The following is a 12,998-nucleotide window of genomic DNA, read 5'->3' as shown; positions in this document are numbered from 1 at the left end:
AGATTACAAATGCAGAAAAGACAATTTGCTATTATTTCAATGACCACTTTTGGTTATAAACCTGACCCTTTAAGAATAGTACAACTATCAATTAGTAAGCTTAGAGGTGACTATTACGAGCCTATTTTTACGACCAACATCAATCCTGAAGAACGTTTACCAAATTACATTCAGCAAAGAACAGGTTTGACCGATACTATACTTTTAAAAGCCCCTACTTTTTCAGAAGTTGCCAATACTATATTAGAAGAACTTGAAAATCATATACTAGTTGGGCATAACGCATCATTTCTACATTATGCCCTACAATCGGAATTTAAGTATTTAGGGTACTCTTTTAAAACTCCACAGTTATGTACCGTCCGCTTGGCGAAGAAGTTGATTCCGAACATGACTAGTTATGAACTACCCTATTTGAGCGGTGTATTGAATATTCCGTATACAGCATCAAATACTCTAAATGATGACAATGCTGCTGTTGCCATACTATTTCAAAGATTGATTTTGCTAGATGATGACGAAATGGTCATCTCAAAATTCTTAGAACCTAAAGTCGAAAAAGAACATATAGCACCCAAAAACACAGCCTATCAAAAACTAAACGCTTTACCTAACTCTCCCGGTATTTATAAGTTTCAAAATAAGAAGGGTGAGGTAATATATGTTGGCAAAGCGAAGGATATTAAAAAAAGGGTATTAAGCCATTTCTATAATACCACGGAGAAAGAAATAACATTATGCGATGCTACCTTTCATATAGATTTTGAAACTACCGGTAGCGAACTTATTGCCTTATTACGAGAAGCCGATTTGATTGACAAACTAGATCCACCTTTTAATTACATTCAAAAGAAAAGTTATGTCACGTACCATATAGTGCCTCAAAAAAATAGAAAAGGTATAATACAGCTTAAAATAGAAAGAAGACCTTTTGAACACTCCCCCACCGAAATATTCTTGAAAAGAGGTGATGCCATTAAACGTTTAATTGAACTGACCGAGAAATTTAGATTATGCCCCTTACAAACTGGTCTAAAAAGTAAGTTGGGCAGATGTACCCATGGTGAGTATAACGAATGTGATGGCGTTTGCACCGGGGAAGAAGAAATAGGACTATACAATTTTAAAGTTGAAAATGCCTTAAATTATCTCAACAATGAAAATGACAATTATGTACTTTTTGAAAAAGGTAGAACCAAAGAGGAACGTGGTTTTGTTTTAATTCTTCATGGTGTTTATCAAGGATATGGATTTTTAGACAACTCCCAATCGGTTTCTAATTTAGAACATTTAAAAGATATGTTAGACCCAAAAAAACACTCTTATCATACCGCAAAGATTATTTCAAGCTATACCAAGCGTAATCCATGGAAAATTAAACCTTTGGAAAATGTAGGTTAAGATTTAAAAAAAAACAATACATCCAGTTTATTTAGTTCACCTTCATTTCAAAAGTCTCATTAAACTTTGCCATTTCTTGTTCCTCCCAATCTTTTTGTAATTCTTCAGGGTCAAACCATTGTGGTTCCGTATGGGTCTTACTCCAGTTCCGGGCCTCTATAACCATTTGCTTCAATTGCTCTGGATGCTCTTTGCTTAGGTCATTACTTTCACCTAAATCATTTTCTAGATTGAAGAGCTTCCAAGGGTTTTCATTTATCCTTAAGGCTTTCCATTCATTCAGCCTTACACCAACATCACTATATCCTGCCCTATGCCTTAAAACAAATATAGGTTCATCTTTTCTTGAGTTCCTGCCTTCTATCAAATCTTGCCAAATGTCTTTACCGTCTAATTTTTTTCCCTTTGGGATAGAAGCTCCTGACAATGTCGCAAACGTAGGATAAAAATCTAACGCAGAAACCGGGTAATCAAACTTTTTTCCTGAAGGAATATTTGCCGGCCAATGAAAGAACATTGGCACTCGGTAACCGCCTTCGCAAGTGCTTCCTTTCCCTTCCCTTAAAGGGTAATTGTTTGCTCCTTTTGAAATTTTACCTCCATTATCACTAAGAAAAACAATAAGTGTATTTTCATACTCATTTTTAGCTTTAAGCGCTTTTACCAATTCGCCAACGCCTCTATCAACTGCATATACCATAGCGGCATAGGTTCTTCTGTCATTATCTTCAATATGCCTGAATAATTCTAAGTCTTCCGCTTTTGCTTCCAAAGGTACGTGAGGGGCATTATATGCCAAATACAAGAAGAAAGGATTCTCGTCTGTATTTGTACCCTTAACAAAATCTACAGCTTTTCCAGATAGCTCATCCGTAAGATATTCCGTAGGGTTTTCTACATTTTTACCATTATGCTCCAATGGCTTTAAATAATCGAAAATAACCTCTCTTCCTTCTGCTTTTTGCTTATTATAAATAACAGTATATTCCTCTGAAAAATACTTATGACCACCGCCTAAAAATCCATAAAAATCGTCAAAACCTCTTTTATTTGGATGATAATCTGTTACTGCGCCCAAATGCCATTTACCAACCGCACCTGTTCTATAGCCTGCATCTTTGAGCATTTTACTCATAAAGACTTCTTGCAACGGTATTCCTTTACCAACATTTACCTCACTATTAGCTGGTAAGTTAAACTGAGAACCAATTGTATGTGGATATCTTCCTGTTAACAATGCGGCCCTACTGGGGCCACAGAAGGGATGTGCAACATAACCTGAAGTTGCAATAGTACCGTTTAATGCCAGCTCGTCCAAGTGCGGGGTATCAATATCTTTAGAACCGTTAAAACCAACATCTGCATACCCTAAATCATCTGCAACGATCAGTATTATATTTGGTCTTTTAACTGATTGAACCGTTTTTTTGACGTCATCTTTTTGGTGTTCTTTACAACTACTACCTATAATTGATAGGGTAAGAACGATTGCACAACCGAATATATATTTTTTCATCACTTCTAACTATTAATTAAGCTTCGCCATATTTCCTTGCCAACCTTTATTGAACTGAACCAAAAGTTCTTCAACTATCTTGGGATTTTCATTTGCGATATTCACAGTTTCGGTAGGGTCATTTTTGTGATCGTACAACTCAAAAAATACCGGCTTAGATTTTTGGTCCGTATAATCTTTCCAAACCGTAAAACGATATTGAGATGTTCGCATTGAATATCCCATTAATCTATTTTCAAAAAGGTCCCTGTTCCATTTATTGCCCTGTTGCTTCTTTATTCTTTCTTCAACCTCCTTTAATAATGGTCCGAACGATGTTTCCCTCATCCCCTTAGACAAAGGGTTGGCCGCCCATTCCCGTAATGCCGGACTTGGAAATTGAGTAAATGCCGCTGTTTTCCATTCCATGTTGGGGTTCGTCAACAAAGGTTTAAAACTTTGTCCTTCAATACGCTCAGGAATTGACACTCCCGCTAATTCACATAGCGTAGGGTACATGTCCACTAGTTCAACCAGGGCATTGGTTTTACTACCTCTTACGGCATTTGGCATATTAGGTGTTGAAACTATAAGCGGCACTCGCGTAGCTATTTCGTAATTAGTTGCTTTTCCCCAAATACCCATGTCGCCCAAATGCCAACCATGATCGCTCCACAGCATAACAATGGTATTGTCCTTTAACCCTTCTTCTTCTAAAGCTTTTAGCATCTTGCCTATTTGAGCATCAACATAACTCACTGTGGCCAAATATGCGCGTTTTAAGTTTTTAGCCTGTTCTTCTTCTATATCACCATAATTAGGTATATCTGCTCTGGCACGTAATTCAAAAGAAGCATGTAACCCCATTGTCGCACCATTTACCGGACCCTCATGTTGATCTGTCAACTGCAAATCCACATCTTCATACATGTCCCAGTACTTTTTAGGAGCGATCCATTCTAAATGAGGCTTTAAAAAACCCAACCCTAAAAAAAATGGTTTATCGTTTTGCGCCATTTCCTTCATTGTTTCAATGGCCAATTCAGTATTGTGACCATCTTCATAGCTATTGTCAGGAGCGTCTGCAAACTCATAAGCCGGACCTTTACCTAAACCATTTCTAGGTGCATTTTCACCATATTTGGCAATGACTTCAGCTCGGTTTTTCCTAAATATCTCTTGATTTTCAGCTAGCACATATCCTCTAACCCTTTCTGGCATTTCCTCAACTTTAGGCCCCGAATATGCTCTTCTGCTCCATGAAAGTTCTTCATCTGTGTAACCAGGATGAAATATCTTTCCCGCATAAACAGTTTCATACCCTACCGATTGCAAATGCTGTGGCAGGGTTACTATATCTGGATTGAGGTCCCGGAAATATGAAAAATTCTCGATAACCTTTATAGTCTCCGGCCGGGCGCCTGTCATAACACTTGCTCTAGAGGGGCTACAAATAGCTTCTTGGCAATAAGCGTTATTAAACAAAAGACCTTCTGCCGCAAGTGCATCCATATTTGGCGTTATTGCAACTTCTGAACCGTAGGCGCCTATCTCAGGTCTTAAATCATCTATAGCGATAAATAGAATATTAGGTTTTTTAACGGGCTCTACGGATAAATTTTCTATTTGGGCCTTGCAGCTAAATAGAAATATATTTATTAGAATTAAGATGTTTATCCTTTTCATACGACCACCTTTTAAGTTTTAAAAATTAAGTACTATTATTTCTTACCTATAAAAACCTTCCCACCCTTTTTAATAGTTCTATTTATGCTCTCGCCGTTGCTCCACGTAACATTCACTTTTACCGGGGCTTTACAAAGACCTAATCCAAAGTGCATATTTGCATTAAAACTTGAAGAATAAACCGACCCTGTAGCTCCTACCCTTTGTAGCTGATCATTTTTACAGCCCGTAACTTTTACCAGCGCACCCAATGCAGTAGCTTTACCGGATGGCGAATTACCAACTTTTACGATAATATGTTTGTTATAGGAATTAGACAATATCTCATTTTCAAACAAATGCCATTTACCGCGTTCATTACCTATTACCACATCAACATCACCATCTAGGTCATAGTCCAGAACCTCAACTGCCATACCTATTGCACCAATATCCGAAGTAGCTATACCATGATGGTGAACCTGCTTAAATGTAGCATCACCCTGATTTAGGTACATTATGGATTTATTTTCATAAACAAGCTCACCTCTTCGTACCATCAGTACGTCTTGAAAGCCATTATTATCAAAATCTGCAACCGAAACTCCAACGGTATGATCTATAAGCAAAAGATTCGCTTTTTCAGTGACATCAACATACTTGCCTTTTATATTCTCTAACAAAACATCGGGCAAACCTTTAGAATGTTCATATGCCGGGTATTCTTTAACTCCTATTACCGTTCCAGTTGTGGGAGACCAAGTACTACCGGCAATACGCCAACTATCATTACCAACATACCCCACATGTATACCACCTTCTTCATTTAAAACATCTGGAAAACCCAATGCATCACTATTAACCAAGCGTATGTCCTTACCTGAATGTGTTTCTCCAATAAATTGGTACTGATATGCAGATTCACCTATATAATATGCGTCATTAAATGGCCATTGCGATTGAAAATTATTCATATGTAACACATCGCCTACTACTAAATCATTAAACTGAAAATCACCTCTTTTGGTAAAAAAACCCCATGTTAGCGTTTCTTCATTAAAAAATGTTTCACCAATTTCAAATTCTTTTCCCCTGGTCATTATCAAATCAAAATCACCATCATTGTCAAAATCAATTTCACTTATGGCCGTTACGTCATTAATTTCATAAGGTAAAAGTGCCGACTTCTCTTCATAGGTTAAATCTCCATTACCTAGGTAAAGCCTGACCTTATCATTACCAAACAGCAGTATATCCATAATACCATCGGTATTTACATCGGTCAACGTTGTTTTTTGACCATCCGCTTTTATCATGGGCAATGTTGCTTTTAAATGAAGTTGTCCCTTAGCATCATTTTCATAAATATAATTCTCTGTTTGTCCTTTTTTTTCTTTGGACGGAAAAGCGAAATTTATGAGATCTAAATCACCATCTTGGTCACCATCATAAAATTTTAAGGTTCTACCTCTCATCATTTCAAATGGTACTTTAAAATCTGGCAAGGGCAAAAACTCCCGCTGTGCGGTAACTTTATACATTTTTGAATTACGGGCATTACTACCGGACCCACCACCTCTGGACAGTACCATTTCATTTATTCCGTCAAAATCAAAATCACCGACAGCTACACCATGTAAGTCACCCATGATCACATCATAGGGTTTTGAAAAACTGCCTTGGTTATTCCAGCAAACACTAATGCCCAAACCATGATCATTGAGAACTAGATCAGGATATCCATCATTATCCAAATCGGCAACAATTGGGGCATCCCATTTTCTAAGGTTTACTTCCTTTCTAGGGAAACCCTCAAAATTCTCTTTAAAAAAAACGACCGATCCATGCTTATCTTGCGACCAAGCATTTAATAAAAAACCTAAAAAAATAACACTAAAAACGCCTTGTATCTTGGTTCGGCACTGCATTATATCGCTCATCATCTTAATATCGGAAACTTCAGTTAATTCCAAATCATTGGCATGAAAACTGTCATTTCACCAACACCCCTATTACTCCATGCGTAGTATGGTATTAGATTAGTTTTAAACGTATCAAATTTTGGCATACCCACTTCTTGATACATGCCCAGAGCTTTATCTTTCCTTATCATTAAATCCCCATCTAATGTCGTCATACCACCAAGGTAATCTGGTCTGTAGGTTGGTTTTAAACTATTACTACCTTTAATGTAAACATCAAATATGCTGGTATCTTCCGGTAAATCGGCAGATTCTACACAGTAGACTACAGGTCCTCTTTTTACGGCAACTTGATTACGAACTTCTTCGATTCTAGGATGACCTTCAATAAACTTTACCTCCATTGGCATATCTAAGGTAATTACATCACCAGCTTTCCACTCACGCTCAATTTTAGCGAAGCTTCCTGCTTCCACGTTCTCAACGGCTTTACCATTTACATTAAGCGTGCTACCTTCTGCCCAAGCAGGAATTCTCAACAACATTTCAAAAGCTTCTGGCTTACTTTCTTCTATGGTAATCTTTACCTCCCCTTCCCAAGGATAGTTGCTTTTTTGATTTAATTTTATTGCTGAACCATCTAATAAGGTAGTTTCTAATTTATTACCGCCATAAAGGTTTACAGCAATACCATTTTCAGATTTACTGTAGGCCCACCCTGGTGACTTTGCTATAGTACGCACCAAGTTTGGTGGGCAACAAAAACATTTTAGGTAAGGTTGACGCTCCGGAAATTCCACGTTCATTTTATCATAGTCCAAGGCACCATCAACCTTACGCAATGGATTAGAATAATAGTAATCTTTTCCTTCTAGGCTAATACCCGAAAGCCCACTGTTATGCAACACTAATTCCATAACATCTCCGTGCTTGGAATCTCCACTTAAGGTCAACATTCTATAATTGAACATTGAGTTACAAATGTTGGCACAAGTTTCATTATAGGCCGTCATATTGGGCATCATGTATTCATCAATGAACCCTTCTTCAATTTTATCCAATCGAGATGACCTACCGTAATGCGTTTGCCCAACTGCACCTGTTATGTACATTTTTTTATTGGTTACGTTATCCCAAAGTCTATTTAAGGCGTCTATTAATTCTTTCTCGCCTGTTTCTGCATATACATCTGCTGCACCGGCATAATAATACAATGCCAGAACTGCGTGCCCTACCGCTTCTGTTTCTTCCCTCAACGGAACTCTTTCTTGCACCATGTCACCAATAGGATAACCCTCTGTGGTTGAGTCTTCAACAATATCAAAAGTACCTCTAAGATTTATGAACTGTTCTGCAAGTTTTAGATAGCGCTCATCTTTTGTGGTACGATAAAGTTCTACCAAGCCCATTATTTGGGTTTGATTAAAACCGAATCTTTTCAATGAGTCTTTTATTGGCACGAATAATTCGTATAAATAATCTGCATGTTTTATGGCGATATCCAAAAAGTTAGTTTTACCTGTTACACGATTATGGATACATGCAGCGGTCAATAAATGCCCACTATTGTAAAGTTCATGATACCTTCTGTTGGTAAACGGGTCTATATCTTCACGAATGATAGCAGGAGTAGATAGGTACCCATCCTCTTGTTGTGCCTTGCCGATGACCTCTATAATTTCATCAAGTTCATTTACAATAGCTTCGTCCTTGTTTACACCGTATAGATACAAATTGGCTTCCATCCATTTGTAAAAGTCACCATCATGCCACCAAAAACCTTTATGCTCGCCTTCTTTAAGACCTGCCGCAATTTTAAAATTATTATAACCATGACCAACATCGCCTTTTAGAATTTCTCCCATATGCGGAATCATTACCTCCTCGGCAATCTTCCATTTATCTGCCCAAAAGCCTTCGGTCCAACGACAATCCCCAATATCTATACTTTTAAGTTTAACATTCGGGCTATTTGTATTGTTAATGATACCCTTATTGGTATCTAGTGATAATATTTCTTTTTTTTGATTTACATCTGTTGATGCAACTTCTTGATTTTCTTTACAGGAAAAGAAAACGGCTAAAAGACAAAAGCTGAACAAAGTGATTTTTTTCATTTTACTTAGAGTTGAAATAAGGATTACAAGAAACGCATAAACAAGGAAATGTGAGATGTGATTATTAACTATGACCTACACTATTTTACCCTTTATCTAAAACTTAGGCAATCTCTAATTACCATTTACTACAAGAGCACTAGATTTCTTACAGGTGAGAATATGGCTTTACTTCTCTTTTATATCCATACGTTTAACATCAACAAATAGCGGACCTGTTGCCAATCTTCCAATTTTAAAATACGCATGAAAATTACCTTCTCCCTTAGGCAAAGAAACATTAGTAAATACAACATTTCGCTGTCCTTTAACAATAGGCTTTGTTAGATGTAAACTGTTATATTTTATATGTGCCATGCCATCTGCGCTTACCTCTGGGAGATCTAAGCTAATGGTATACGATCCAGGCTCTGTGGTAACCCGCCAATGCCCCAATTCATTTTCTGAAATTACCCGTGGTCCGCCCCAATCAAATCTAGACAGGTTTACTTCTGGTTGTTGCGGTGTACCTATATATATTCTTTGAATACCTTTTGCGTCTCGCTCTTCCGTAACCTCATCGAACCAATTCTCGTACTTGGCCAATAAATCTTCTACAACATCTGGATGGTCTTTAGCCAAATTAATGCGTTCACTTGGGTCTTCTTCAACATTATATAGCTCTAAATTTGCCAGTACTTCTTGTAATTCTTCATCTTTGGGTTGGTATAGAATGCCATGTGGAAAATCATGCGGACTGATCAATTTATATTTTTGGGTTCTTACTGCAAAATGCATGTATTTAAAAGGTGTAGGACCATAATGCATTTGAGTGAAAAACAAGCTATTCTCAAAAGAAGTCTTTTTACCGGTCCACAAAGGTAAAAGAGATTTTCCGTCAATCTTAATATTCTCCGGTGCCTGTATATTACAAGCGTCAAGTATGGTGGGTAAAATATCGATCACGGTACCCATAGTTTTTGTGGTCTGATCCGGTTGTATATGACCGGGCCATTTTACAAAAAACGGCACTCTAATTCCACACTCATAAACACTTGTTTTAGTACCTCTTAAATTAGCTGTCCACCTACCCGGGTAAACATCATTCTTTGTTCTTCTGTTTCTTGGACCATTATCAGAAAGAAAAATTACAATGGTATTCTCTTCAATCCCCAGTTCCTTTAATTTTTCTAACACGCGACCAACATTGTAATCAATGTTATCGATCATACCATACGTTAGTGCGTTGTCTTCATGCAATCCCTTTTTGCGATAAGGCTCTGCCCGTTTATCTGGAACCTGTAACGGAAAATGAGGCAAATTGGTCGCTAAATACGCTAAAAAAGGCTTTTTATCCTTTTTACCGATAAAATCTAAAGCAGCATTGGTAAAAATATCATCGCAATATCCTTCAAACTTTTTAGACACATTGTTATGTTCTAAAATAGGGTCGAAATAGGTATTTCCGGCAGGTCCTGCAGCCTGACCTATTCCACCACCTTTATGTACCAACGCTTCTTGGAACCCTTGATCCGTTGGTCTCATTGGTGCATTATCTCCTAAATGCCATTTTCCAAAAATTCCTGTTCTGTAGCCATTATCTTGAAGTATTTCTGCCAAAGTCTCTTCTGAAGTATTCATAAAGTGATCTACCTGAGTTACAGCTGTTACCCCAGTTCTATATGGATATCTTCCGGTTAAAACAGCAGCACGGGATGCTGAACAATTTGGATATGTAAAAAAATGGGTCATCTCTACTCCTTGCTCACCAATAGATTCCATATTAGGTGTCTTCAAATACGGGTTACCATGAGCACCTATATCTCCGTAGCCTTGATCGTCGCTCATCATAATGATAACATTAGGGCGATCTTGTGATCGTAAAATGGAGCAGGTAGAAATAATGGTTACCGCAATCAATATTCTTGACAATCTAAACTTTAGCTGAGTACTCATAATTAAACTTCTTTTACCAATTTGTATAAGAACCATCTCTCTTTTTTAAGCGGGGTGTTTCTACAGGAATAAATTCTTTGGACAAAGCTAACTCTTCATTGAAATCAACACCTAGCCCTGGAACATCTGGAATACTATATTTAGCACCTTGCAATTGCGGTTGATTAGGATAAAATTCAGCATCATTGGTACCTGGCTGTTCTGCCGGGGTATTGATTTCCTCTAACCATGCTACATTGGGGCATGCCGCCGCCAAATGAATGGAAGCCGCAGTACATATAGGACCTAACGGATTATGTGGCATTAAGTCAATATAATGCGCTTCTGCCATAGCAGCCACTTTCATAGCCTCTGTAATACCTCCTACATTACAAACGTCTACCCTGGCAAATTGGGTGATGCCTCTTTCAATGTAGGGCAGAAATTGCCATTTACTGGCAAATTCCTCACCTATTGCAAAAGGTACATCTACCATTTTCCGTAGGCTCTCATACGCTTCGGGCGTTTCATCCCTAATGGGTTCTTCAATAAAATCTAAAGTTCCCTTAGGCATTTTCGACAAAAAAGAATAGGTCTCCGGTGCTGAGAGTCGGTGATGATAATCTATACCTACAACCGGATCAGCCCCTATAACCTCTCGTAACCTTGTAACCCATTTTGATATTTTTGTAATAGATTCCCTAGGTTCAAAAATAGCCTGACTATTCTCTTCATACTCTGCAGGTGCCAAGCGCAACACATTCCAACCTTCTTTGATCAGGTGTTGGGCCCTTCCAATTAATTCATCTTCTGAAGTGAATCGTAATGAAGCAAAACAATCTATATAGTTTCTTTGTTTACCCCCTAATAGTTCATAGACCGGCACACCCAAAGATTTTCCCTTTATATCATACAAGGCAATATCAATGGCAGAAATAGCCGCGGTCAATACACGACCTCCTTCAAAATACTGACCTCTGTATAAATCTTGCCAAATAGCTCCGATCTGATGAGGGTCTTTGCCTACAATATTTGGTCTAAAATGGTCTATAGCACCAATGACCGCCAATTCCCTACCGGATAATCCCGACGCTCCCCAACCGTATATACCGGCATCGGTCTCTACTTTGATAACCAATTGACTGCCAAAACCTATATTGATAGGATATGTTTTTACTGCTGTAATTTTCATTTATGATTTTATACTTTGGGTTCTACTACTTCAATTCTTTTTACTTTACCAACAATCAACAAAAAGGACAAAAAACCAAGAAGTGTCATTGCGCCTATAAAATATAATGCCGGACTAAAATCGCCATCCTTCACAAGTATCCCTATAACTACGGGAACTACCACGGCCGAAAGTCCACCAATTAAATTAAACACACCACCTACCAAACCGATCAAATGCTTTGGCGCCATTAACGAAACAAACACCCATGTGATAGAAGCCAACCCATTACCAAAAAAAGCAAGGGTCATAAATAAGATGACATAAAAAGTATCATTGGTGAAATTTGCTCCTATAATACTGACCGACAATAATAAACCGCATAAGACCGGTGCTTTTCTGGCAATCTCCTTAGACTTGCCTTTCTTGATTAAAAAGTCTGAAGTGAAGCCAGAAAGTAATACTCCTGCAAATGCCGCTAAAAAAGGTAACGATGCCAAAAAACCCGACTTTATAAAATCCAATCCCCTATATTCTACCAAATAAGTTGGAAACCAAGTCAAGAAAAATATAGAAACAGAACCTACACAAAACTGACCAAGGTATACCCCCCACAATTTTCTATGTTTAAAAGCTTGTGCTAAGTCTAACCAACTAAACTTTGTTTTTTCTGTTGTAGCCTTCGTAGTCTTCACTAGACCACCACCTTCTCTAATATGCTCAATCTCCTTAGAACTTACAGACTTGTGTTTATCTGGATCACGATAAAAGGTATACCAAACAATTGCCCAAAGAATACCTATGACTCCCGAAACTATAAACAAACCCCGCCAACCCAATTTATCTTGAATTATCGTCAATACCGGAAACAGAAAGGCCAAACCAATAAATTGCCCAGAAGTATATATAGCTATTGCGGATGCCCTTTCACTCTCAGGGAACCACTTTGTAACTATGGCGTTATTTGCAGGATATGCGGGCGCCTCAAATATTCCAATACTGGCACGCAGACCCAACAAAACAATGAATGAATTGACAAACCCTTGTAGCAATGTAGCTATTGACCAAAAAAATAGCATAAGACCATATAACAACCTAGCCCCTACTTTATCCACGACGATGCCGCCCGGTATTTGCAGTGCAACATACGTCCACCCAAATGCCGAAAAAATTAAACCCAATTGTACGGATGAAAGATCTAAAGCTTCTTTAATTGCCGGAGCGGCGACAGAAATATTGGTCCTATCCAAATAATTAATAACTACACTTCCAAAAATTAAGGCAAGTATGTTATAGCGTTTCTTGGTCATAAA

General features: G+C 37.9%; 8 protein-coding genes. 1 reads left to right on the top strand and 7 read right to left on the bottom strand.

The annotated features are described in order from the left end of the window. Positions 1 to 9 precede the first annotated feature (9 nt). The gene (locus tag PXC01_RS04640; protein WP_276471196.1) at positions 10 to 1,401 is read left to right on the top strand and encodes an exonuclease domain-containing protein; all 1,392 of its coding nucleotides are present in this window, start codon (positions 10 to 12) and stop codon (positions 1,399 to 1,401) included. A gap of 31 nt (positions 1,402 to 1,432) precedes the next feature. On the opposite strand, the gene PXC01_RS04635 is transcribed toward PXC01_RS04640, so the two are convergent. The 7 genes from PXC01_RS04635 to PXC01_RS04605 form a co-directional block, all read right to left on the bottom strand. Then, complete coding sequence (locus PXC01_RS04635) at positions 1,433 to 2,917, bottom strand: sulfatase-like hydrolase/transferase (RefSeq protein ID WP_276471195.1); 1,485 nt, start codon at positions 2,915 to 2,917, stop codon at positions 1,433 to 1,435. Positions 2,918 to 2,929: 12 nt separating this feature from the next. Beyond that, complete coding sequence (locus PXC01_RS04630) at positions 2,930 to 4,582, bottom strand: sulfatase (RefSeq protein ID WP_276471194.1); 1,653 nt, start codon at positions 4,580 to 4,582, stop codon at positions 2,930 to 2,932. A gap of 35 nt (positions 4,583 to 4,617) precedes the next feature. Then, a complete protein-coding gene (locus PXC01_RS04625; RefSeq protein ID WP_276471193.1) occupies positions 4,618 to 6,534 on the bottom strand; it encodes a CRTAC1 family protein in 1,917 nt (638 codons plus the stop codon). Beyond that, complete coding sequence (locus PXC01_RS04620) at positions 6,525 to 8,600, bottom strand: glycoside hydrolase family 127 protein (RefSeq protein WP_276471192.1); 2,076 nt, start codon at positions 8,598 to 8,600, stop codon at positions 6,525 to 6,527. Before PXC01_RS04620 ends, PXC01_RS04625 begins: the two co-directional genes overlap by 10 nt. Positions 8,601 to 8,768: 168 nt before the next feature. Beyond that, positions 8,769 to 10,535 carry an arylsulfatase gene (locus PXC01_RS04615; protein ID WP_276471191.1) on the bottom strand — a complete coding sequence of 589 codons (1,767 nt, stop codon included), beginning with the start codon at positions 10,533 to 10,535 and terminating at the stop codon, positions 8,769 to 8,771. A 13-nt stretch (positions 10,536 to 10,548) separates the two neighbouring features. Next, positions 10,549 to 11,706, bottom strand: a complete 1,158-nt coding sequence (locus PXC01_RS04610) for a mandelate racemase/muconate lactonizing enzyme family protein (RefSeq protein WP_276471190.1) — start codon at positions 11,704 to 11,706, stop codon at positions 10,549 to 10,551. A gap of 8 nt (positions 11,707 to 11,714) precedes the next feature. After that, positions 11,715 to 12,995 (bottom strand): MFS transporter, encoded by a 1,281-nt coding sequence (locus tag PXC01_RS04605; RefSeq protein WP_276471189.1) that lies wholly within the window; start codon positions 12,993 to 12,995, stop codon positions 11,715 to 11,717. Between the last annotated feature and the right edge of the window lie 3 nt (positions 12,996 to 12,998).

Source organism: Maribacter huludaoensis, assembly GCF_029350945.1.
Classification (GTDB): Bacteria; Bacteroidota; Bacteroidia; order Flavobacteriales; family Flavobacteriaceae; genus Maribacter; species Maribacter huludaoensis.
Note: the sequence above shows the minus strand (reverse complement) of the source record. Positions and strands in the feature narration are given on the sequence as shown.